The 22,823-nt window shown below is 65.6% G+C and carries 26 protein-coding genes; 18 read left to right on the forward strand and 8 right to left on the reverse strand.

Features of this window, described 5'->3' with window-relative positions:
• Positions 1-59: 59 nt before the first annotated feature.
• The 13 genes from flgB (at position 60) to SCLO_RS09265 (ending at position 10,359) form a co-directional block, all read left to right on the forward strand.
• A complete protein-coding gene (gene flgB / locus SCLO_RS09205; protein WP_066514904.1) occupies positions 60-419 on the forward strand; it encodes a flagellar basal body rod protein FlgB in 360 nt (119 codons plus the stop codon).
• 2 nt (positions 420-421) lie between these two features.
• Positions 422-832: a flagellar basal body rod protein FlgC gene (gene flgC, locus SCLO_RS09210; protein ID WP_066514907.1), complete on the forward strand. Its 411-nt coding sequence runs from the start codon at positions 422-424 to the stop codon at positions 830-832.
• Positions 829-1,485, forward strand: a complete 657-nt coding sequence (locus tag SCLO_RS09215) for a flagellar hook assembly protein FlgD (protein ID WP_066514910.1) — start codon at positions 829-831, stop codon at positions 1,483-1,485. Before flgC ends, SCLO_RS09215 begins: the two co-directional genes overlap by 4 nt.
• Before the next feature lie 31 nt (positions 1,486-1,516).
• Positions 1,517-2,362 (forward strand): flagellar hook-basal body complex protein, encoded by an 846-nt coding sequence (locus tag SCLO_RS09220; protein WP_066514912.1) that lies wholly within the window; start codon positions 1,517-1,519, stop codon positions 2,360-2,362.
• Between the two features lie 34 nt (positions 2,363-2,396).
• The gene (locus SCLO_RS09225) at positions 2,397-3,140 is read left to right on the forward strand and encodes a flagellar basal body rod protein FlgF (protein ID WP_066514914.1); all 744 of its coding nucleotides are present in this window, start codon (positions 2,397-2,399) and stop codon (positions 3,138-3,140) included.
• Positions 3,141-3,191: 51 nt separating this feature from the next.
• The gene (gene flgG / locus SCLO_RS09230) at positions 3,192-3,980 is read left to right on the forward strand and encodes a flagellar basal-body rod protein FlgG (protein ID WP_066514922.1); all 789 of its coding nucleotides are present in this window, start codon (positions 3,192-3,194) and stop codon (positions 3,978-3,980) included.
• An 8-nt stretch (positions 3,981-3,988) separates the two neighbouring features.
• Complete coding sequence (locus SCLO_RS09235; protein ID WP_083948994.1) at positions 3,989-4,669, forward strand: flagellar basal body L-ring protein FlgH; 681 nt, start codon at positions 3,989-3,991, stop codon at positions 4,667-4,669.
• A gap of 71 nt (positions 4,670-4,740) precedes the next feature.
• Positions 4,741-5,805, forward strand: a complete 1,065-nt coding sequence (locus SCLO_RS09240; RefSeq protein WP_066515158.1) for a flagellar basal body P-ring protein FlgI — start codon at positions 4,741-4,743, stop codon at positions 5,803-5,805.
• Positions 5,805-6,116: a rod-binding protein gene (locus SCLO_RS09245; RefSeq protein WP_066514927.1), complete on the forward strand. Its 312-nt coding sequence runs from the start codon at positions 5,805-5,807 to the stop codon at positions 6,114-6,116. The genes SCLO_RS09240 and SCLO_RS09245 overlap by 1 nt, the downstream gene beginning before the upstream one ends.
• Positions 6,113-7,456, forward strand: coding sequence for a flagellar hook-associated protein FlgK (flgK, locus tag SCLO_RS09250; protein ID WP_066514934.1), 1,344 nt, complete (start codon positions 6,113-6,115; stop codon positions 7,454-7,456). Before SCLO_RS09245 ends, flgK begins: the two co-directional genes overlap by 4 nt.
• Before the next feature lie 17 nt (positions 7,457-7,473).
• Positions 7,474-8,319, forward strand: a complete 846-nt coding sequence (locus tag SCLO_RS09255; protein ID WP_066514937.1) for a flagellin — start codon at positions 7,474-7,476, stop codon at positions 8,317-8,319.
• A 120-nt stretch (positions 8,320-8,439) separates the two neighbouring features.
• Positions 8,440-9,303, forward strand: a complete 864-nt coding sequence (gene motA, locus SCLO_RS09260; protein ID WP_066514940.1) for a flagellar motor stator protein MotA — start codon at positions 8,440-8,442, stop codon at positions 9,301-9,303.
• 3 nt (positions 9,304-9,306) lie between these two features.
• Positions 9,307-10,359: a flagellar motor protein MotB gene (locus tag SCLO_RS09265; protein WP_066514943.1), complete on the forward strand. Its 1,053-nt coding sequence runs from the start codon at positions 9,307-9,309 to the stop codon at positions 10,357-10,359.
• Positions 10,360-10,564: 205 nt separating this feature from the next.
• Here the strand turns inward: SCLO_RS09265 and SCLO_RS09270 are convergent, their stop codons facing one another.
• The 6 genes from SCLO_RS09270 to ung all read right to left on the reverse strand — a co-directional run bounded on the left by SCLO_RS09270 (position 10,565) and on the right by ung (position 15,728).
• Positions 10,565-11,908 (reverse strand): sensor histidine kinase, encoded by a 1,344-nt coding sequence (locus tag SCLO_RS09270; RefSeq protein ID WP_066514946.1) that lies wholly within the window; start codon positions 11,906-11,908, stop codon positions 10,565-10,567.
• Positions 11,905-12,624 (reverse strand): response regulator, encoded by a 720-nt coding sequence (locus SCLO_RS09275; protein WP_066514948.1) that lies wholly within the window; start codon positions 12,622-12,624, stop codon positions 11,905-11,907. The genes SCLO_RS09270 and SCLO_RS09275 overlap by 4 nt, the downstream gene beginning before the upstream one ends.
• 76 nt (positions 12,625-12,700) lie before the next feature.
• The gene (locus SCLO_RS09280; RefSeq protein WP_066514950.1) at positions 12,701-13,327 is read right to left on the reverse strand and encodes an EF-hand domain-containing protein; all 627 of its coding nucleotides are present in this window, start codon (positions 13,325-13,327) and stop codon (positions 12,701-12,703) included.
• Positions 13,328-13,452: 125 nt separating this feature from the next.
• A complete protein-coding gene (locus SCLO_RS09285) occupies positions 13,453-14,682 on the reverse strand; it encodes an argininosuccinate synthase (protein WP_066514952.1) in 1,230 nt (409 codons plus the stop codon).
• A 148-nt stretch (positions 14,683-14,830) separates the two neighbouring features.
• Positions 14,831-15,025 (reverse strand): DUF4169 family protein, encoded by a 195-nt coding sequence (locus SCLO_RS09290; protein WP_066514954.1) that lies wholly within the window; start codon positions 15,023-15,025, stop codon positions 14,831-14,833.
• 16 nt (positions 15,026-15,041) lie between these two features.
• On the reverse strand, positions 15,042-15,728 hold the full coding sequence (ung, locus tag SCLO_RS09295) for a uracil-DNA glycosylase (RefSeq protein WP_066514956.1): 687 nt from the start codon (positions 15,726-15,728) through the stop codon (positions 15,042-15,044).
• A 93-nt stretch (positions 15,729-15,821) separates the two neighbouring features.
• On the opposite strand from ung, the gene SCLO_RS09300 reads away from it, so the two are divergent.
• Genes SCLO_RS09300 through SCLO_RS09310 form a run of 3 tightly spaced genes read left to right on the forward strand, consistent with a single transcriptional unit; the run spans position 15,822 to position 18,374 of the window.
• Positions 15,822-16,826: a serine hydrolase gene (locus SCLO_RS09300; RefSeq protein WP_066515160.1), complete on the forward strand. Its 1,005-nt coding sequence runs from the start codon at positions 15,822-15,824 to the stop codon at positions 16,824-16,826.
• A gap of 58 nt (positions 16,827-16,884) precedes the next feature.
• Positions 16,885-17,253, forward strand: coding sequence for a DUF962 domain-containing protein (locus tag SCLO_RS09305; RefSeq protein ID WP_066514964.1), 369 nt, complete (start codon positions 16,885-16,887; stop codon positions 17,251-17,253).
• A gap of 50 nt (positions 17,254-17,303) precedes the next feature.
• Positions 17,304-18,374 carry a GNAT family N-acetyltransferase gene (locus tag SCLO_RS09310; protein ID WP_066514965.1) on the forward strand — a complete coding sequence of 357 codons (1,071 nt, stop codon included), beginning with the start codon at positions 17,304-17,306 and terminating at the stop codon, positions 18,372-18,374.
• On the opposite strand, the gene SCLO_RS09315 is transcribed toward SCLO_RS09310, so the two are convergent.
• Both SCLO_RS09315 and SCLO_RS09320 read right to left on the reverse strand, forming a co-directional pair.
• The gene (locus SCLO_RS09315) at positions 18,352-19,230 is read right to left on the reverse strand and encodes a cupin-like domain-containing protein (RefSeq protein ID WP_066514967.1); all 879 of its coding nucleotides are present in this window, start codon (positions 19,228-19,230) and stop codon (positions 18,352-18,354) included. The two genes, SCLO_RS09310 and SCLO_RS09315, sit on opposite strands and share 23 nt — an antisense overlap.
• Positions 19,227-20,357, reverse strand: coding sequence for a GNAT family N-acetyltransferase (locus SCLO_RS09320; protein WP_066514969.1), 1,131 nt, complete (start codon positions 20,355-20,357; stop codon positions 19,227-19,229). Before SCLO_RS09320 ends, SCLO_RS09315 begins: the two co-directional genes overlap by 4 nt.
• Before the next feature lie 179 nt (positions 20,358-20,536).
• On the opposite strand from SCLO_RS09320, the gene SCLO_RS09325 reads away from it, so the two are divergent.
• Both SCLO_RS09325 and SCLO_RS09330 read left to right on the forward strand, forming a co-directional pair.
• Positions 20,537-21,541 (forward strand): NAD-dependent epimerase/dehydratase family protein, encoded by a 1,005-nt coding sequence (locus tag SCLO_RS09325; protein WP_066514972.1) that lies wholly within the window; start codon positions 20,537-20,539, stop codon positions 21,539-21,541.
• 269 nt (positions 21,542-21,810) lie between these two features.
• A complete protein-coding gene (locus SCLO_RS09330) occupies positions 21,811-22,818 on the forward strand; it encodes a KpsF/GutQ family sugar-phosphate isomerase (RefSeq protein ID WP_066515166.1) in 1,008 nt (335 codons plus the stop codon).
• Positions 22,819-22,823 lie beyond the last annotated feature (5 nt).

The raw sequence follows: 22,823 nt of genomic DNA on the forward strand, positions 1-22,823 counted from the left end.
GAACGGCGCGGCGATCGAAACTTTTAGGCCCCTCGGGGCAAAAAGACGGAAGACGGAAAATGTCGCTGGAAGACGGTCTGTTCGGGATCCATGGAAAGGCGCTGGCGCTTCGCTCGCAGCGCCTGTCCCTGCTCGCGTCCAACATCGCCAACGCCTCGACGCCGGGCTACAAGGCGCGCGACATCGACTTCGACGCCGCGCTCAAGGAAGCCACCGGCGCCGCCGGCGGCAGCGTGTCGAAGGCGGTCGACGACGCCATGGGCTACCGCGTCCCGCTCCAGCCCAGCCTCGACGGCAACACCGTCGAACTCAGCACCGAACAGACGCTGTTCGCGGAGAACGCCGTCAAATATCGCACGACCCTTTCCTTCCTGGAAGGTCGCCTCAACACCATCACCCGCGCGCTGAAGGGAGAATGAGCATGAGCGGCTCCGGTCCCATGAACGTGTTCGACATCGCCGGCCGCGCCATGAGCGCGCAGCTGGTGCGCCTCAACACCACCGCCTCCAACATGGCGAACGCCGGCAATGTGTCGGGCAGCGCGGCGGAAGCCTATCGCGCGATCAAGCCGGTCTTCCGCTCCGTCACCGACAGCCCCGGCGTGTCGACGGTGAAGGTGGAGAATGTCGTCACCACCAATGCCCAGCCGGTCAAGCGCCACGATCCCAATCACCCGCTGGCCGACGCCAATGGCGATGTGTGGGAAGCGGCCGTGGATAGCAGCGCCGAGCTGGTCGACATGATCGAGACCGCCCGCATGTACCAGAATAACGTGCAGGTGCTGAACACCGCCAAATCCCTGATGATGGAAACCATAAGGATCGGCAAATGACCGCCACTTCCGTAACCGACAGCGCGGGCATCCCCGTCTACAATCCTTCGTCGATCAAGGCGACCGGCAAGTCGGAGATGGGCCAGATGGATTTCCTGCGCCTGCTGACGACCCAGATGCAGACGCAGGACCCGTTCGAGCCGATGGACAATTCGCAGATGGTGGCCCAGATGGCGACCATCACCAACTCCACCGGCATCGCGGAAATGAACGCGACGCTCAAGGGCCTCGCCTCGCAGCTTGGCGGATCGCGCCTCGGCGACGCGGCCAGCTGGATCGGCAAGTCGATGCTGGTCGAAAGCAAGATCGTCGCGCCGGATGTCGCGGGCCAGTATATCGGCCAGCTCACGCTGGGCAGCGACGCGGAGAATGTCTCGGTCGACCTGGTCGACGGCAACGGCAACACGGTCCGGACCATCGACCTCGGCGCGCAGTCCAAGGGCGATGTCAACTTCTACTGGGACGGCAAGGACGACACGGGCGAAACCGTCGCCACCGGCCCGCTCCAGATCAAGGTCAACGGCGCCTCGCCCAGCCGGGTCGCCAGTTGGGCCACCATCGCCGCCGTCCAGTCGCCCGCGGACGGCAGCGCGTCGAAACTCATCACCGCGCTCGGCACCTACAGCCCGTCCGACGCCATCAGTCTCGCCTAACCCCCATCCTTTTCACCCAAGGAGCAACGCCATGTCCTTCTACATCTCTCTTTCCGGCCTCAAGGCGGCGCAGACCGACCTTTCCACCACGTCCAACAACGTCGCCAACGTGGGTTCCAACGGGTTCAAGCGCAGCCAGGCCCATTTCGGCGACATCTTCGCCGCCGCGCCCATGCAGACCACCACGCAGGTGTCGGGGCAGGGCGTCCGCGTACTGGGCATCTCCCAGCAATTCACGCAAGGCACCCTGGAGCAGACGTCCAAATCGCTGGATCTGGCCATCACCGGCGATGGCTTCTTCACCGTGAAGGGCGCGGACGGCACGGTCAGCTACACGCGCAACGGCTCCTTCGCGGTCGATGACGACCGCTATGCCGTCGACGCCACCGGCGCGCGCATCCAGATATTCGCCGTCAATCCCAGCACCGGCGCGCTCGTCACGCCGCCGACCAACGCGACCACGCCGGCGGCCCTGACGGACCTCGTCATTCCCACGACCCTTAATGGCGTGGCGAACGGCCCGCAGCTGAACAGCGTCGGCGTATCGAAGGAAGGTCTGGTATCGGCCATCTATGCCGATGGCAGCACCGTCTATCTGGGTCAGGTCGCAATGGCCTCCTTCAACAGCCTGGAAGGCCTGCGCCAGCAGGGCAACGCCCACTGGACATCCACCGTGGCGAGCGGCGAGCCGATTCTGGGCACCGCCAATCAGGGCATGTACGGGGCGCTTGAGACCGGCATGCTGGAACGCTCCAACGTGGACATCACGGAGGAACTGGTCAGCCTGATCTCCGCCCAGCGCAACTTCCAGGCGAACGCCAAGGCGATCGAGGCGGCGAACACGCTGTCGACCACCATCGTCAACATGCGCTCGTAACGGCGCGGCGCCCGCATAAGGACAGGAAAACCCCATGGACCGGCTCGTCAACACGGCACTCACCGCGATGCGCGGCGCGATGGCGCGGCAGGCGGCGATTTCCAACAATCTCGCCAACGTCAACACCGTCGGCTTCCGCGCGGAAATCGCCAATGCCGAGACGCGCTGGATTCAGGGGTCCACTTTCGACACGCGGGCGCAGCAATCCGAACAGGTGATCGCCGCCGACATGGCGCAGGGGGCGGTCACCGCCACCGGCAATCCGCTGGACGTGGCGATGAATGGCGACGCGCTGCTCGCCGTGCAGGCGCAGGACGGCAGCGAAGCCTATACGCGCCGGGGCGACCTCAAGCTCACCGACAGCGGCCTCCTCACCACCGGCGACGGCCTGCCCGTGCTGGGCGAAGGCGGCCCCATCACCCTGCCGCAGATGGACAGCCTGTCCATCGCGCAGGACGGCAGCATCTGGGGCGTGCCGCTGGGCGGCGACCCCGCCAATCCGCAACGCGTCGACGGCCTGAAGCTCGTCAACGCCACCGGCTCCTCCATGGCCAAGGGCACGGACGGCCTGTTCCGCGAAACGAACGGCGGCGCTCTGCCGCAGGACCCGCTCGCGACCGTCACCGCCGGTTCGGTCGAAGGATCGAACGTCAACGCCACCGCCGCCCTCGTCCAGATGATCGAGGCCAGCCGCGCGTGGGAAACGCAGGTGAAGATGATCGACACCGCGAAACAGCTCGATGACGGGGGCGCATCGCTCATGCGCCTGGATGGTTAATTTGGCACGAACCTTGCTTCATTACAGGCAGGATCACGGAGACAAGAGACGATGACCAACGCAGCCCTTCATGTCGCCCGCACCGGCCTTGACGCGCAGAACACGAAGATGCGCGTGATCGCCAACAACCTGGCGAACGTCAACACCACCGCCTTCAAGCGCGACCGCGCCGATTTCGAAACCCTCGCCTATCAGCAGATGGTGGCGGCGGGCGCGAATTCCGACACGGAAAACAAGTTCGCGACCGGCCTCAATCTCGGCTCGGGCGTCGCCATGCAGGGCACCAGCAAGATCAACACGCAGGGCACCTTGCAGCAGACCGGCAACGCGCTCGACATGGCGATCGAGGGGGCGGGCTTCTTTCAGGTGCAGCGGCCCGACGGCTCCATCGCCTATACCCGCGCGGGCAATTTCACGACCACGGCCGAAGGCGTCGTCGTCACCAGCGACGGCCTGCCGCTGATCCCGCAGATCACCGTGCCCGAAGGGACGACCGGCCTTACCGTCGGCAATGACGGCACCGTTTCCGCGACCTTGCAGGGACAGACCGAAGCGACCCAGCTCGGCCAGGTCGAACTCGCCAGCTTCATGAACGCCTCGGGGCTTCAGCCCATCGGCGGCAACCTGCTGCTCGAAACGGCGGCCAGCGGAACGCCGCAGGTCGGCGTCGCGGGCCTCGACGGGCGCGGCCAGATCCGGTCGGGCAATCTCGAAACCTCGAACGTCAACGTGGTCGAGGAGCTGGTCGACATGATCGAGACCCAGCGCGCCTATGAGGTCAATTCCAAGATGATCAAGGCGACCGACGAGATGCTCCAGTACGTCAACCAGCAGTTGTGAGCCGGATGATGCGCGTCCTTTCCGCCTCCGTCATCGCCCTCTCGCTGGCCGCCCTCGCCGCCTCCCCCGCCATGGCGGGCAAGAAGAAGCGCGCGGAGGAACGGCAATTCTATGCCCCCACCGTCGTGCAGCAGGCCCCCGCGCCCGCCGCCAACGGCTCGATCTTCCAGGTCTCGATGGGCTACACCCCGCTCACCAGCGGCGCGCGCGCCACGGCCGTGGGCGACATCATCACCATCGTTCTCGTCGAACGCACGCAGGCGACCAAGAGCAACAGCGCCGACACCAGCCGCAGCGGCAATATCGGCCTGACCCCGCCGACCACCGGCGTGCTGTCGAAGCTCTTCTCCGCCAGCGACGTCGCCATGGGCGGCCAGAACGGCTTCACCGGCAAGGGCGCGGCCACCCAGTCCAACGCCTTGAACGGCGAGATCACCGTGACCATCGCGGCGGTCTATCCCAACGGCACGATGCTGGTGAAGGGCGAAAAGGCCCTGACCCTCAATCGCGGCGACGAATTCATCCAGATCAGCGGCCTCGTGCGGCAGGCGGACATCAGCCCGGACAACCGCATCGCGTCCACCCGCGTGGCCGACGCGAAGATCATCTACACCGGCAAGGGAGAGATCGCCCGCGCCAGCCGCCAGGGCTGGCTGCAACGCTTCTTCTCCGCGATCAGCCCCTTTTGAAATAGGAGATTTCCAACATGCGCCATCTCCTACAGCCGCTGCGAAACATCGTTTGCCTCGCCATCTCGTTCATGGTTTTGCTCCCCGTCCCCGCCCATGCGGAACGGATCAAGGACCTGGGCACCTTCCAGGGCGTCCGTCCGAACCAGCTTACCGGCTACGGCATCGTGGTGGGTCTGGCAGGCACCGGCGACGACAGCCTCGACTATGCGACGCAGGGCATGAAGGGCGTCGTCTCGCGCTTCGGCCTCACCCTGCCGCAGGGCGTCAACCCGGCGCTCAAGAACGCGGCGGCGGTCCTCGTCACCGCCGACCTCCCCGCCTTCGCCAAGCCCGGCCAGCGCCTCGACGTCACCGTCTCCGCGCTCGGCAAGGCCAAGTCGCTGCGCGGCGGCACGCTCATCATGACGCCCCTGCGCGGCGCGGACAATGAAATCTACGCCATGGCGCAGGGCAACCTCGCCGTCGGCGGCCTCGGCGTCTCGGGCGCGGACGGCAGCCAGGTATCGGTCAACGTTCCCTCCGCCGGGCGCATCCCCAGCGGCGCGACGGTCGAGCGCGCGGTCGCCACCGGCTTCGACACCGCGCCCACCCTCACCTTCAACCTCGCCGAAGCCGACCTCACCACCGCCCTGCGCGTGGCGGACGGCATCAACCGCACCTTCGGCGACCAGCGCGCCCAGGCGATGGACGCCGTCTCGGTCGCGATCGCCGCCGCGCCCGGCGCGCAGGACCGCATCATGATGATGGGCATGATCGAGAATATCGAGGTCGCCCCCGCCGATGCCCCCGCCCGCGTCATCGTCAACGCGCGCACCGGCACGGTCGTCATCAACGGCGCTGTGAAGATCCATCCCGCCGCCGTGGCGCACGGAAAACTGACCGTCTCCGTCAACGAAGCGCCCCGCATCGTCCAGCCCGCCCCCTTCTCCCGCGGGCAGACCGCGGTCGAGCCATCCAGCTCGATCCAGATCGACGAACAGAAAAAACCGATGGTCAATTTTAAAGGTGGCGCGTCTCTGGCCGATATAGTGAAGGCGGTCAACGCCATCGGGGCTTCCCCGGCGGACATGGTCGCGATCCTCGAAGCCTTGAAACAGGCGGGCGCGATGAAAGCCGATCTGGTGGTGTTGTGATGCAGATTTCGAATGTGACCGGAACCTCCGCCCCGCAGGGCGGCTCCACGGACAAGGCCGCGTTGCAACAGGCGGCAAAGCAGTTCGAGGCGATCTTCCTGCGCCAGATGATCGGCGCGATGCGCTCGTCCAGTCAGGGCGAGGGCCTGCTCGATAGCAGCGCATCGGACCAGTTCCGCGACATGGCCGACGCCCGCACCGCCGACAGCATGGCGCAGAAGGGCAGCCTTGGCATCGCCGAGCTGCTGCTGCGCCAATTCGGCGGCAACACGCCGTCCGCCTCCGCTCCCACACAGGATAAAGGCGCATGAGCGACCTGTTCGTCATCGGCGCATCGGGCACCAAGGCCTATCGCACCGCCATGGCCGCGGTGTCGGAGAATATCGCCAACGTCAATACGGACGGCTATTCGCGCCGATCGGTAAGGACCATCGAATCCGGCGCGTCGACGGCGACCATGGCCTTCTACATCTCGCGGGGCAATTTCGGGGGCACGCAGGTCGCCGGGGTCAACCGCGCGACCGATCCCTATCTCGATGCGAACATGCGCCTCACCGGCATGGCGCTGGGCAGCGCGACGGCGCGGATGCGCTGGCTGACCGACGCGGAAACCGCGCTCAACGACACCGACACGGGCGTCGGCAAGCTGATGACCGGCATGTTCCAGAACATGGACAAGCTGGCCGCCAGCCCCAGCGACACGTCGCTGCGCGTGACGACGCTCGACAGCATCAGCCGCGTCGCCGCCGCCTTCCGCCAGACCGCCGCCGACCTGCAAAGCGCCTCCAGCGGCATCGCCACCGAAGCGCGGGCTTCCGTCGCGAACATCAACGTCGCCCTCGACCAGCTCGCCAACATCAACGGCAGCCTGCTGCGCGCCCAGCCGGGCACGTCCGCCTATGCCCAGCTGCTCGACGGCAGGGACGCGGCCTTGCAGCAGCTTTCGGAAAATCTGAACGTCGACGTGAGCTTCGGCGCGCACGATTCCGTGCAGATCAGCTTCAACGGCCAGACGCTGGTGCAGGGGGACGCCGCGACCACCGTGGCCGTCACCGCCAACGCCAACGGCACGCTCTCCTTCGCGACCAGCGGCGGCACCGCGCTCACCGCGCCCGCCAACGGAACGCTGGGTGGCCTCTTCTCCGCCGCGCAGACCGTCACCGATCGCCGCGCGAACCTCGACACGCTGGCGCAGCAGTTCGTGACCGACATGAACGCCTGGCACGCGCAGGGCTACACCACGACCACCCCCAGCATGACGGGCGCGCCCCTTCTTTCCTATGGCGGCGGCGCGGCCAGCGTGGCGGCGCTCATCACCGATCCGGCGGCGCTCGCCACCAGGTCGGCGGACGGCACGCTCAACGGCAATCTCCTCACCGTGCAGTCGACCCTGCGCGGCAATGGCAGCGTCGAGCAGAACTGGACCGCGCTGATCGCGACCCAGGCCAATCTGCTGACCGCGACCAAGGCGGAACAGACCACGGCGCAGGGCCGCGTCGATCAGGCCGTCGCCGCGCGCGAAGCGGTGAGCGGCGTCGACCTCGACATGGAAGCGGCCGACCTGCTGCGCCTTCAGCAAGCCTATGCGGCTTCCGCGAAGATTCTTCAGGTCGCCAAGCAGACCGTCGATTCCATCCTCCAGATCATCTGACCGGAAAGGACTGACCGATGGTCGGCATCACCAACAAGACCCTGACCGCCGAAATCCGCCGCCAGCAGCAGCTGTCGCAGAGCATCATCGCAGGTCAGACCGCCATTTCCTCTGGCGTGACGCTGACCAAACCGTCCGACAACGCATTGGCCTGGGTGCAGGTGTCCGACATCGGCCGCGCTCAGGCGCAGCAGGCCGCATGGCAGGCCAATGTCAGCTATGGCACGACCCGCGCGAGCAATGCCGAATCCAATCTGGACGAAATCAACAATCTGCTGATCCGGGCGCAGGATCTGGTGACATCCGCCCGCAACGGATCGCTGAACGACACGAGCCGCGGCGCGATCGTCGAGGAACTCAAGACCATCCGCACCACGGTCGGCGAACTGCTTAACCAGAAGGATTATCAGGGTGTGCCCGTCTTCGACGACGGGCAGAGCACGCTTGTCCCGGTCGGCCGGGGCCTCAACCTCGCCGTCGTCGGCACGCGCCAGCAAGTGTCCGAAGGCATTGACGTGGGCGGCACGGCGATGTCGCTCGACGGCATCCTGGGCCAGAGCATCACCGCCGTTTCCAGCGGCACGGATGCCGACATCGGCAGCGCGCTGAACGGCATCCAGGCGGGGCAAAGCCATATCGTCGTCGAACTGGCGAAGCAGGGCGTCCGCTCCGACCGCCTTGAGGTCGTGGGCACGCGCCTCACCAATGTCGACCTTGATCTCACGGAACGCCGTCAGACCCTCGAATCGACCAATCTCGCCGAAGTCATCTCCTCGGTTCAGGCCAAGCTGCTGCAACTGAACGCCGCCCAATCGGCCTTCGCGCGCATCAACAAGCAGACTTTGTTCGATCTGATCGGCTGATCGGAAAAAAGGGCGATCGTCCTAAACCGAACGCTAACCAGTCCGTATTAACCAAAGAAGCGGCGACCTGCGGGACGCGAACGGGCTTGGCGCCTTCGGGCAGAATTTTCGGGGATTTTCATGTTCGCAATTATCGGCCTCGTCGTCCTGCTCGTGATGGTTTTCGGTGGGTTCATCTTCACCGGCGGCGACATCGGCCCGGTCCTGCATGCGCTGCCCCATGAAATGCTCATCATCGGCGGCGCGGCCGTCGGCGCGCTCATCATCGGCAACAGCGGCGCGGACCTGAAGGCATTGGCCGGGGGCCTGGGCAAGGTGTTCAAGGGGCCGAAATACAAGAAGCAGGATTTCCTCGACTGCATCTTCCTCGTCAGCCGCCTCATGAAGACGCTCCGCGTCGAAGGGCCGGTGGCGCTGGAACCGCATATCGAGGATCCGGGCAGCTCCACCATCTTCACCGAATATCCCCGCCTGATGGGAGACAAGACGCTGATCCACCTCATCAGCGACACGCTGCGCCTTGTGGTCGTGTCGTCCGGAACGCTCGACCCGCACGCGGTCGAGGAGGTCATGGACAACAGCCTCAAGACCCATCATCACGAAGCGCTGAAGCCTGCCGACAATCTTCAGGGCCTCGCCGACGCGCTCCCCGCGCTCGGCATCGTCGCGGCGGTGCTGGGCGTCGTGAAGACCATGGGCGCGATCGACCAGCCGCCCGCCATCCTGGGCGCGATGATCGGGTCGGCGCTGGTCGGCACCTTCCTCGGCGTGTTGCTGGCCTATGGCATGGTGAACCCCTTCGCCAACCGCTGCCGCTCCGTGATCGAGGCGGACGGCGCCATGTATCATGTGGTCAAGCAGATCATCATCGCCTCGCTCCACGGCCATCCGCAGCCGCTGGTGATCGAGGCGGCGCGCTCCAGCCTCACCCATGCGAACCAGCCGGCCTTCGCCGAAGTGTTCGACGGCATGCGGGGCAAATAAGCCATGGCCGAAAAGAAGCGCGGCGCGAACGAGCCCGAACCAAGGCCGATCATCGTCAAGAAGATCATCGTCGATGGTCATGGCGGCCATCATGGCGGCGCGTGGAAGGTCGCCTATGCCGATTTCGTGACGGCGATGATGGCCTTCTTCCTGCTGATGTGGCTGCTGGGCGCGACCACCGAGAAGCAGCGCAAGGCGCTGGCCGACTATTTCACGCCGACGCTGGTCGAACTGAAGATGGGCTCGGCGGGTGCGACCGGGCTGCTCGGCGGCGACAGCATATTGGGCAAGGAAAATTATCCGACCACCGGCGGTCAGGGCAAGATGGCGATCACCATTCCCCGCGACGCGACCGGGACGAAGGATCAGGGCGGCAAGGCCATGAAGGCGGCCGACCGCGTGAAATTCGAATCCATCAAGAAAGAGCTCGAAGCCCGCATGGCGCGCCGGGGCATGCAGAATCTCCGCAAGAATGTGCGCTTCACAGAAACGCGCGAAGGGCTTCGCATCGACCTGATCGACGAGGCGGATTTCGCGATGTTCTCCATGGGGACCGACCGCCTGCTGCCGCAGGCCCGCGCGCTGGTGGGCGAAGTCGCCCGGGTGCTGGAGACGATGCCCAATCCACTGATCGTCCGCGGCCATACCGATGGCCTGCCCTATGCGGCGGGCCGGACGATGAACAACTGGATGCTCTCCTCCGCCCGCGCCGAAGCCACCCGCAAGGCGCTGTCGGACGAGGGCATCGGCAATGCCCGCTTCGCCCGTATCGAGGGCGTGGCCGACCGCGAGCCGTTCGTGAAGGGCGACGCCTATGACCCGCGCAACCGCCGCATGTCGATCGTGCTGGGCTGGACGCGGGGCGGCGGAACGCCCGACGCCGACGAAGAAACGGACGCGGAGACCAAGGCCGCTATCGAGGAACGCGACAATCCCCTGCGCGTCGCCCGCGAGGAAGCCCTGCGCCTCAATATGGGCGGCACGGGGCTGCCTTCAGGCGCGCAGATTATCAATCCGGCGACGGCGGGCACATCCGGCAAGCCCGGCAAGCATTGAGCGCGGAATAGCAGTGGGGGTGGATTGGCGACGGTCCACTTTCCTCATTCCGTTCGCCCTGAGCGAAGTCGAAGGGCACGGCCGACCGTAGGGAGGCCACTTAGCTCCGCTCAGTGGAAGGCTTCGACTTCGCTCAGCCCGAACGGAGATTGGATGTCCGCTCCTGCCCGAAACCCGCCACCGACATCCACACAGGGCCACCCCATCAGGCAGGCAGGATCAAGCTCGCCTCCAGCCCGCCTTCCGCCCGGTTGGCGAGGCGCAAGGAGCCGCCATGCTCCGCCATGATCGCCCGCACCAGCGCCAGCCCCAGGCCCGCGCCGCCGGTGTCGCGGTTGCGCGACCCTTCCAGCCGGGTGAAAGGCTCCATCATCTCCTCCATGCGGTCCTCGGCGATGCCGGGGCCTTCATCCGCCACGATCAGATGGATGGCTCCATCCCTGCGCGCCACCGAAACATGCGCCCGCTCGCCATAGACGATGGCGTTTTCGATCAAGTTGCGGAGCGCCCGGCGAATCTGTTGCGGACGCACATGGGCGACCGCGCGGTCGCTGTCGGCCATGTCGACCGGCGACCCCAGCTCCAGGAAATCCTCCACCACCGCATCCGCCAGCGCCGAAAGATCGACCTTTTGCGTGGGTGCGCTGCTCCGCCCGGCACGGGCGAGGGACAGGATATCCTCCAGCATCCGGTTCATCTCGTCGATGGTCTCGGACATGCGGGCGCGCTCGCTTTCGTCCTCCACCGATTCGGCACGGACGCGCAGCGAGGCGAGCGGCGTGCGCAGGTCATGTCCGATCGCACCCAGCATCCGGTCCTTTTCGTCCAGCATCAGAAATATCCGCGCGCGCATCGCGTTGAACGCGGTCGTGAGCTGGCGCACGTCGCCCGGTCCGCTTTCGTCCACCGGATCGGCCACGCCCGTGCGCGCGAATTGCTCGGCCGCTCCCGTCAGTTGCCGCAACGGACGCGCCAGACGACGCCCGACCCACAGGAGCGGCAACAGCACGATCACATAAAGGATGGCCGTCTGCCCCACCAGCCAGCCGGCAAAACGCTGCGGCCGCTCGCCGGTGCGGGTCTGGGTCACGACCCACTTGCCGGGCTCATATTCAACCGCCATCACCAGACGCCCGGCATGGCGCAACGCCGGCCCTCCGCCCGCCCGCCCGCGCAGCCGCTCCCAGCGGCGCATGGGCGGCCTTTCCTGATCCTGCACCACGCGGATGGAGCCTATCTGCAATCCCATATCCTCGAACATGGCCGCCGCCCGCTTTTCGACATCGGGGCGCCGGTCACCGGTCACGGCGGGCGGCGCGTCCAGGAAGCGCGCGCGCACCGGCCGGTCGTCATCCCGCCGTTCGCCCCGGCTGTCGAGCGCGTCGACGATGCGGTAGACGCCGGGCGCGGTCTGCCCGGTCAGTTCCAGCCGGTTCCTTTCCCGCAGCAGCAGCATGAAGTTGATCGCCTGCGCCACGAACAGCGCGACGGCGACGATCAGGATGATCTGGCCCACCAGGCTTTGAGGCCACAGCCGCAACCGCTTCACAGCTTCCGTACCTCGGCGGACAAGGTATAGCCGCCGCCCCAGACCGTCTTGATGAGGGTGGGGTTCTTCGGGTCGGGCTCGATCTTCTTGCGCAGGCGGCTGATCTGGTTGTCGATGGCGCGGTCGAAGGCATTGGCTTCGCGCCCCTGCGTGATGTCGAGCAACTGGTCGCGGCTCAGCACCTGGTTGGGCCGCGTGGCGAAGGCCAGCATCAGATTATACTCCGCGGTCGAAAGCGGCAGGCTCACGCCCTCGCTGTCCACCAGCACCCGCTCCTGGGTCTTGAGCAGCCATCCCGCGAAGGCATAGGTCGCGCCGTCCGGGGCCGTCACCCGCTGGCCGCCGGTCGCGACGCGGCGGAAGATCACCTTGATCCGCGCCACCAGTTCACGTGGGGAAAAGGGTTTCAGCACATAATCGTCCGCCCCCATTTCCAGCCCGACAATGCGATCCGTCTCCTCCGATTTCGCGGTCAGCAGGATGACGGGAATCTCGCTCGTCTCGCGGATATGGCGGCATAGCGACAGCCCGTCCTCGCCCGGCATCATGATGTCGAGCACCACCAGATCGATGGCGTTGGCGTTCAGGCGCACCCGCGCCTCCGCCGCGCTTTCGACGGCAGTGACGCGAAAGCCGTTGCGCGACAGATATTGCGCCAGCGGCTCGCGGATCGAACGCTCGTCGTCGACGAGCAGAAGATGGGGTCGTTCGCTCATGTCCTGAACTTCTGTCATGGCCGGGAAGGAAGGGGAAGGGCGAAGGCCGTCGCCTCCCCCTTCCCTGAAGCGAAGATCAGTTGGCAGGCGCGGCCGGCGTCGTGCCCTTCCGGTCCTGCCACGCCTTGCGCATGGCCTGATGCCCCGCCTTCATCTCCTCGGCGGTGACGGTGCCGTCCTTGTTGGCGTCGAGCCGGTCGAACCTTTCCAGGCCGCGGGCGACGAACTGTTCTCGCGTGATCGTCCCATCGCCAGCGCCCTGTCCGCGCCCGTCCACCATGTCCTTGCCGAAGCCGCGATGATGGCGGCCACCCCAATGACGTCCATCCTGTCCATCCGGCTTGCCCGCACCCGCGCGGCGATCATGACCGGCGGTGAACTCGGCCTTGCTGATCTGACCGTTCTTGTCGGTGTCGAGCTGCGCGAAGCGGGCTTCCTGCCTTTGCTGGCGGCGAAGCTCCCGATCTTCCTTGGTCAGCTTGCCATCCTTGTTGACGTCCATCTTCGCGAAGCGCGCCTCCAGGGAAGCGGTCATTTCGGCCTTGGTGAGATTACCGTCCTTGTTGGCGTCGGCCATCATCATCATGCCGCCACGCGGGCCGCCGCGACCGGGACCATCCTGCGCCGAAGCGATGGCGGGAGCGGCAAGGCCGCCCGTCAACAGCGCGCCAGCGGCCACCGTCATCATGAATTTGCGGATCATATCGTCTTTCCTCCAATGTCTGTCACGAACGGCATCGGCCGTCCCTGGAGACGCTTATCGGCAAGACTTGTCCCGCAACTATGTCATGTCACGGGATAAAATGTCGCAAACTGTAACGGCGCGGCTCAGCGGTCCCGCCGGCCCAGCAACCGCAAACGCAGCGCGTTGAGCTTGATGAAGCCCGCCGCGTCGCGCTGGTCATAGGCGCCCGCATCGTCCTCGAACGTCACGACCTTCTCGCTGTAGAGCGAGTAAGGCGACTTGCGGCCGACGACATGGACGCCGCCCTTGTAGAGCTTCAGCCGGACGGTGCCCGTCACCTTCTCCTGGCTGTGGTCGATGGCGGCCTGCAACATCTCGCGCTCCGGCGAGAACCAGAAGCCGTTATAGATCAGCTCGGCATATTTGGGCGCGAGTTCGTCCTTGAGGTGCGCCGCGCCGCGATCCAGCGTCAGTTGCTCGATGCCGCGATGGGCAAGGTGATAGATGGTGCCGCCCGGCGTTTCATACATGCCGCGCGACTTCATGCCGACGAAACGGTTCTCGACCAGATCGAGCCGCCCGATGCCGTGCTTGCGGCCATATTCGTTCAGCGTCTCCAGCAGCGTCGCGGGCGACATGCCGACACCGTCGATCGCCACGCCGTCGCCGCGCTCGAAATCGATGGTGATATATTCCGGCGCGTCAGGCGCATCCTCCGGATTGACGGTGCGCGAATAGACGAAATCAGGGGTTTCCTCCCACGGGTCTTCCAGCACCTTGCCCTCCGAAGAGGTGTGCAGCATATTCGCGTCGGTCGAGAAAGGCGCTTCGCCCCGCTTGTCGCGCGGGATCGGGATCTGATGCTGCTCTGCAAACTCGATCAGCTTGGTGCGGCTAGTCAGGTCCCATTCGCGCCACGGCGCGATGACCTTGATATCGGGCGACAGGGCATAATAGCCCAGTTCGAAGCGGACCTGATCGTTGCCCTTGCCGGTCGCGCCATGGGACACGGCGTCCGCGTTCACCTGTCTGGCGATCTCGATCTGGCGCTTGGCGATCAGCGGGCGCGCGATCGACGTGCCCAGCAGATACAGTCCCTCATACAGCGCATTGGCGCGCATCATCGGGAAGACATAATCCTTCACGAACTCCTCGCGCAGGTCGTCGATGAAGATATGCTCTTCCTTGACGCCCATCAGCCGCGCCTTGGCCCGCGCGGGTTCCAGTTCCTCGCCCTGCCCCAGATCGGCGGTGAAGGTCACGACCTCGCATTGATAGGTCTGTTGCAGCCATTTCAGGATCACGCTGGTGTCGAGGCCACCCGAAAAGGCCAGGACGATGCGGTTGATCTGGTCGGAATGGGAAGCGGACATGGGCGAAACGACCTTCCTTCAGGACTGGCGCGGATATTGGGCGCGCCGGTATCAGGCACGGGCGTTCAGCGCAACCGCATCCATGCGGCGACGGGATATAAGTGGGTTGGCTCTCCCGCCTGCGCAGCCCTATGACGCGCTTCGGAAATCAGGGCGCGTCCGGCTCGTCCCTTTCCCGCATCGCGCCGTCCAAGGCGCGGCCCAGTCGGGCTTCCTCGGCCTTCGCCTCCAGCCGCTCGGCCTTGCTGCGCCCGAATTTGGCGCGATTGGCGGCCGCCAGCCGCTCCTTCTCGCCCCGCGCCTTCGCCTTGCGCGCCTGCCGCAGATTGATGACGTGGCTCATCCGATTCGCCACTCCCTCAGCATTCCGGCAAGGCCCAGTCGATCGCGCCGCGCCCCTTTTCTTCCAGAAAGGCGTTGGCGCGCGAAAAATGGCGGCAGCCCAGAAAGCCATTATGCGCCGACAGCGGCGAAGGATGCGCGGCCTTCAGCACCAGATGCCGGGACGGGTCGACGAACGCCGCCTTGCGCTGGGCATAGGCGCCCCACAGCAGGAAGACGACCGGCTCATCCTTCTGGTTGACCAGCCGGATGATGGCGTCGGTGAACTGTTCCCAGCCCTTGCCCTGATGCGATGCGGCGCGGCTCATCTCCACGGTCAGCACGCTGTTGAGCAGCAGCACGCCCTGCTTCGCCCAATGCTCCAGAAATCCGTGGCGCGGCGGCGCGATGCCGAGGTCGCTGTTCAGTTCCTTGTAGATATTGACCAGCGAAGGGGGCGTCCGCACACCCGGCCTTACGCTGAAGCAAAGCCCATGCGCCTGTCCTTCGCCATGATAGGGGTCCTGCCCCAGGATCACGACCTTCACCTTGTCCAGCGGCGTCAGGTCCAGCGCGCGGAAATATTCCGAGCCCTTGGGAAAGACGCGCTTCCCATTGGCCTTCTCTCCCTCCAGAAAACGCTTGAGCGCCTGCATATAGGGACTCTGGAATTCGCCCAGCAGCGGCTCCCGCCAACTTTCGTGCAGCTTGATGCTATCGCTCATGAGATCATGAAATGAACCAGCGGGCGAACGCCTGTCAACCGCGCCCGGCCAAAGCCTCTTGCCTCGGGCGGCGGGATGAGGGAGAGAATGGCCATGCCGCTTTTCCGCACCTTTGGCGCTGTCGCTGCCGCCCTCGGCCTGTTCCTTGCCCCGCTCCCCACGGCGGATGCCTTCGGCCCGGTCAAGAGCGTCAAGCAGCAGAGCGCCGAAGCGCGGCTTCTCGCCCAGTTCGAAAGCCTCGCGGCGCTGAGCGACGGCACGGTCGGCATCGCCGTGCAGGACCTTTCCACCGGGGAGGAGCAATCGCTGAACGGCGACACGCTGTTCCCCATGGCCAGCACCTACAAGGTCGCCGTCGCGGGCAAGATATTGGCGATGGCCGATGCGGGCGCGCTCAGCTTGCAGGATCAGGTGCCGCTCGATCCGGCGCAGCCCGCCAGGCTGCGCTCCCTCCACGACCTCATCGACCTGATGCTGACCCATAGCGACAATGACGCGACCGACGCACTGGTCGCGCGCGCGGGCGGCCCCGCCACGATCCACCAATGGGTCGCGGCGTTGGGGGTCAAGGGGCTGCGGGTGGACAGCGACACGGCCCATCTGCTCTATCGCGCCATGGGGATCAGCCCCGCCGCGGGCAGCTTCCGCCGCAATGTGGCGGCGGCGCTGGAAGCGGATTCCTCCTTGCGGCAACGCGACGCGCGCGACCTGCCGAATATCGCATTCACGCTCGATCCGCGCGACACCTCGACGCCGCGCGCGATGAACGCGCTGCTGGCCGCGATCCAGCTCGGACAGGCGCTGAAGCCCGCCAGCACCGTCTATCTGCTGGAGATGATGGAACGGTGCCATACCGGCAAGGCGCGGCTGAAGGCTATGCTGCCCCCCGGCGCGCGGATCGCGCACAAGACCGGATCGCTGAACGGCTATGGCGGCGATGTCGGGATCGTCACCCTGCCCGACGGGCGGATGTTCGCCGTCTCCGTCTTCGTGATGAAGGATTATAAGGGCCGGGCGACGCGGGACAGCATCATGGCGCATGCCGCCCGCGCCGCCTACGACTATTTCCTCTTCGCTCCCGCCCGGCGCACGGCCTGACGCATCGGGCTTAACATCCTGGCGGGCGCCTGCTACTCCTGAGCGGGAGAGGTGCGTCGTGAACAGGTTCACCTGCTTTCGGGAATTCTGGCCCTATTATCTTCAGGAACATGCGCGTCCCGGCACGCGGGCGATGCATTATGTCGGCACGACACTGGTGGTCGCGCTGGCGGCAGGCGCGCTCCTGATGGCGGAACGGTGGTGGCTGCTGGCGGCCATTCCCTTCGCCGGTTACGGCTTCGCCTGGCTGGGCCATGGCCTGATCGAGCGGAACCGGCCCGCGACCTTCCATTATCCTTTCTGGTCCCTGCGCGCCGATTTCCGCATGTGGTATCGCTTCCTCACGGGGCGCATGGGACATGATCTGACGGTGGCGGGTGTGCGGGCGGATGGATCGATCGATCCCGGACGACGGCTTCATCCTTGATATGATCCTATCCGCTTGACCCCCGCCGGGCCTTTGCCACAAGGGAAGGCATGGCCCTTCGCGCGCATTTTTCCCGCCTTCCCGACCGAACGACGCTCGAAGCGCGCTGGCGGACGCTGGAAGCCCGGTCCGACGCATCCTTTTTCCTTGGCTGGACATGGATCGGCGCATGGCTGGAGGCTTATGGCGCGCAGCCCGAACTGCTCGCCGTCACCGATGAGGAAGGGCAGGACGCGGCGCTGGCGCTCGTCGGCCATGCGATGACGCCGCGCCTGTTGGGCAAGGCCGCCACGCTCTGCCTCCATCAGGCGGGCGATGCGGACAGGGATCGCCCGTTCATCGAATATAACGGCCTGCTCGCCCTCACCGGACAGGAACAGCCGGCCGTCCAAGCCGCCCTTGCCGCGATAGGCGAACGCCGCGACTGGCGGCTGGTGCATCTGGCGGGCGTCAGACCGGACTCTCCGCTGCTGGACCTGCCGGTCCATCGCAGGACCAAGCTGGACGATTCCCCCGTCTATCAGGTCGATCTCGACGCCGTTCGCGCCGCGCAGGGCAACTATCTTTCCCTGCTCAGCAGCAACAGCCGCAGCCAGATCCGCCGCGCGATGAAGGAACATGGCGATGCCCTTCCGCATATCGCCAAAGCCCGTCCCGCCGACATCGAAGCCTGGCTGGAGGAGATGCGCACGCTCAATCAGGGACGCCATGCGGACAATGCATGGGACAGCGCCACCTTCCGCCATTTCGTCGCCACCATCGCCCGGCACGGGCTGGAGCAGGGCCATGTCGAACTGCTCCGCTTCACGGACGATCGGGGCCCGTTGGGGCTGCTCCTCAATTTCCTCCATCGCGGCGTGGCGATGAATTATCAGTCCGCCTTCGCCGCGCCGCGCTCGGCCAGGGACAAGCCCGGCCTCCTCTGCCATGCGGCCGCCGTCGCCGATTATGCGGCGCGGACCTTCCGTCTCTATTCCCTGCTGGCGGGCAAGGACCGCTACAAGCAGAGCCTCGCCACCTGCGAGGATCGCCTCGAATGGTGGGCGCTCGAACGCTTTTCCCCGCGGCTGGAGGCCGAAGCCCTGTTGCGGCGCGTGCTCAGGCGCCCAATTTCCGCATGACGCGATAGACGAAGCGCCGCGCCATCTGCCTTTCCGGCCGCGCCGTGACTGTCCCGACCGGCATCTTCCAGCGCCGCAACAGCGCGTTGAAACTGTGCAGCTCCCCCTCGGCAACGCTCCGCTCGGACCGCCATGTGACCGACAGGCTGACCGAAACGGCGGGCCCGTTCCGTACGAAATGCGGCGCCTTCACCGGCACATGGATGGCATCGCCCGGCTCCAGCGGAACGGGAACGCCCCGCGCCATGAAGTCATCCCGCCACGACAGGTTGCGATGGCCGCCATTGTGGAAATCCTCGCTCTTGCGGGCGGGCACCAGTTCCTCGTCGCGCGCCGGAAAGACCGTCATCGTCTTGCTGCCACGGATCTGAAGCAGGATATTATGCTCCGGGTCCATGTGAAAGGGCGTGACGCTGCCGGGGGAGGTCAGGAAGATGAAGGCTTCCCGATGCAGCATCGCCCCGGTCCGCCGCGCGACCAGCGGCTCCAGTTCCACCAGCGCCTGCTCCAGCAGCGCGCCATAGGTCGGGTCGCGCTCGACATTCTTGAGCACGGCCCAGCTTCCGTTCGTCTCGATGGTGCGGATCGTCTCGCCCAGCGTCAGGCCGTTGGCAGGCATATCGGCCGGGTCCACGCCCAGCGGCAAGGCGCCCAGATTATATTCCACCCTTTCGGCAGGCATCCGCTCCGCCAGATCGGCCAGCGCCTCCAGCGACAGCAGCGGATGACCGGCAAGGCCGTGCGTGAGCGCCACCGCCTGATCGGGATAGGCGGCAGTGAAAGCGACGCGCGCGCTGTCCGGGAATATCCGGGTCATGGTCTCCCGACCCGGCGCGATCGAACCATGGGCGGTCATGCCTGTCCTTTCATCATCTGGCTGATATGTTCGGCGCCATTGGCCAGCGCGAAGGCAGCCCCCCGCGCCAGACGCCGCGCGCCTCGCCCGCGCAGGGCGATGCGATACTGGACGATGGTCCGCCGCTCCGCCCACAGGCTGTCGATCATGGGATGATCCGCGGCGGCGCAGCTGTCCATCCAGGCTATGCCGGACTCGCCCTGTACCGCACGGAGGTTGGCGATCTCGATCAGCACGCCGGGCGAAAAGCGCCCCAACGCCTCATCGAAGGCGATCTTGAAGGAGAAAGCCCCGTCGCCATGGCGGAAATTGACCAGCATGGCGATGGCGCGCCCGTCCATGTCCATCCGCAGGAAATGCAGCCGCCCTCCTTCCAGGGCGGCGGCGCAGGATGCGCGGAAAAAAGCCTCATCCTCCCGCTTGCAGACCAGCGCGGTTCCGTTCCGGCCCTTCCAGCCCGCGGCCTCCAGCGTCAGGAAATCCTGACACCAGCCCGGCAGGTCCGCCGCATCGACCAGCAGCCGCGTCTCTATCCGCCCCAGTTCCGCCAGCCGCTTTTGCAGACGCCGCAATTCCTTGCGCTTCTTGGCGCGCACATGACTTTCCCAATATTCGTCGGCGGAAAGGTCCGATCGCAGCATGGCGCGGTCGTAGCGATGGATTTCCCGCCGTCCGCGCCGCTGCTCGACGCACAGCGCCTCCAGGGCGGCGGCATTGGCCCCGGCCGCGTCCAGACATTCCACATGCAGGAAACCCGGCGCCCAGTCGGCGCCGTCGAGTTGCGCCAGAAAACCGCGCCACGCGGCCAGTTCATGCCCGCGCCGGATCAGCGGCGCGCCGAAAAAGCAATGGTCGTGCATCCAGTTGACGACGCAGGACACAGGCAGCCGGCCATGGCTGGATGAAACGGCCACCGGCAAGAGGCCGATGGAGCGCCCCTCCTCCTGCACCTCGATCAGCCGCACGCCCCGGTGCGCCGCCAGATGGTCCAGCGCCGCCTCCAGCATGTCGGGCGCGAAAAAGGCATTCGCCTCCGCCGCCGCCGCCGCCAGATCGGCCCAACGCGCGTGACGCAAGGACGCATCGGGATAAGCCGCCGGCACGGAAGGATGCATTGCCATATCCATCTTCATGCCCATAGGCGGCAAAGATTAGGGAATAGCTAAGCCGTGCTCGCCATGGGCCTTCCCATGGACGATATTGGGCGCAAGACCCTTTACATCGGGAACAATGTCGTCTTGACCGGAACGCAGGGAGTCAGCTTCATGCCACGGAATTTCGGCCCATTGCAGCATCGGACATTCGCATGACCATTCTCGTCACCGGCGCGGCCGGCTTCATCGGCATGCAGGTCGCCGACCGCCTGTTGCGGGATGGGCGCGCGGTCATCGGCATCGACAATATGAACGATTATTATGCGGTGTCGCTCAAGCGTGATCGCGTCGCCGCCCTGTCGGAGCGCCACGGCAAGCTGTTCACCTTCGCCGAACTCGATTTTGCCGACATGGCCGCGCTTCAGGCGATGCTGGCCGATCATCCGGTGGAAGCGATCATCCATCTGGGCGCGCAGGCCGGGGTCCGCTATTCGCTGGTCAATCCCCACGCCTATGTGCGTTCCAATCTAGCGGGCCATGTCAACATGCTGGAACTGGCGCGCGAGCGGCGGGTGCGCCACCTCGTCTATGCCTCGTCATCCTCCGTCTATGGCGGCAATGACAGCCTGCCCTTCCGGGTCGAGGACCGGGCCGACCATCCCGTCTCGCTCTATGCCGCCACCAAGCGCGCGGACGAGTTGATGAGCGAGACCTACGCCCATCTCTTCCGCATACCGATGACGGGCCTGCGCTTCTTTACCGTCTATGGCCCGTGGGGCAGGCCCGACATGGCGATGTGGATTTTCACGTCGAAGATCCTGGCCGGCGAACCGATCCCCGTGTTCAACCATGGCCGGATGCAGCGCGACTTCACCTATATCGACGACATCGTCGCCGGCGTCATCGCCTGCCTCGACAATGCGCCGCCCGATGACGGCGCGCTGAAGGCAGGGGGCAGCCGCGCGCCGCATCGCCTTTACAATATCGGCAACAACCGGCCCGAAGAACTGATGCATCTGATCGCCGTGCTCGAAGAAGCCTGCGGCCGGAAGGCGGAGATGGATTTCCAACCCATGCAGCCGGGCGACGTCCCCGCCACCTATGCGGACATCAGCGCCATCGCGGGCGACGTCGGCTTCGCGCCGACGACCGGCATCGAGGCGGGCGTGCCGCGATTCGTCTCCTGGTATCGCGACTATCACCGCGGCCGCGGGTGAACGGCACGCGCGCGGCGGCAAAAGGTTCCGCAGCTTGCCCCGCTTTGGCGGCGTTTGACCGGACTTCGCCCAAAGACGATCCGGATCGGTCCTATCTCCCAAGAGTATAATAGATTGCCATAAGTCACCAAAATGTCGTAAGTCATCTTCTCCCGGCGGGAGATGAGGGCCGGGGAAAAACAAGATAACAGGCGATCCATGCAAAGTGGTCGTCAGCGTGTTTCGTCAACCGGATGGGGCCGGAGCGATACGCGAAAAGGGACGAATGCGTGTCGACAGTAGCCAATATTGTGCCATTCAAATCAGGCGGGCACATCATCGAAACCGCCTGCCGCAGTCTAGCCGTCGCCGCCAGCGGGCTTCATGCATTGGAGGCGCGGTTCTCGGAACGCGACTTCGCAGCGACTTTCCTTCGTCTGGCCGGGATGGTCATGAACGTGCGCGGCCGCGTAATCGTCACCGGCATCGGCAAGAGCGGCATCGTCGCGCGGAAGATGACGGCGACGCTGACTTCCACGGGCACGCCCGCGATCTTCCTGCACCCGGCGGATGCCGGTCATGGCGATCTGGGCATGGTCACACCCGCAGACCTCGTGCTGATGCTCTCCCATTCGGGCGAATCCACGGAACTTGGCCCGATCATCCAATATTGCAAGCGCTTCGCCATACCCCTCGCCGCCATGACGGCGCAGCCGGACAGCACCGTCGCGCAGGCGGCCGACATCTGCATCCTGATGCCTCCTGTGCGCGAAGCCTGCCCCAATTCGCTCGCCCCGACCACCTCGACCACGGTCCAGATGGCTTTCGGCGATGCCCTCGCCGTTTCCCTGATGGAAATGCGCGGTTTTTCCGCCGACGATTTTCATAAGTTCCACCCCAATGGCAGTCTGGGCGCGCAACTGGTCAAGGTACGCGAATTGATGGCCTCGGGCGATGACGTTCCCAAGGTGCGGGAAGACGCTACGCTGCTGGAAGCCACGATCGAAATGACGCGGGGCCGGCTCGGCGGCACGGCCATCGTCGACAGCCGCGACCGGCTGATCGGCGTCTTCACCGACGGGGATTTGCGCCGCAGCCTCACGGCCGGGCAGGAATTGACCACATCCATCGGACAATTCATGACGACCACGCCCCTGTCGGTGGGTCCGGACGAACTGGCATCGGAAGCCTTGCGCCGGATGCACGACAGCAGCGTCATGCTCTTCTTCGTGTGCGAGGAGGAACGTCTGGTAGGCGCGGTCCACATGCACGATCTGCTCGAAGCCGGGGTCGCCTGACCATA

Origin of the sequence: Sphingobium cloacae (genome assembly GCF_002355855.1) — a bacterium.
GTDB lineage: Bacteria > Pseudomonadota > Alphaproteobacteria > Sphingomonadales > Sphingomonadaceae > Sphingobium > Sphingobium cloacae.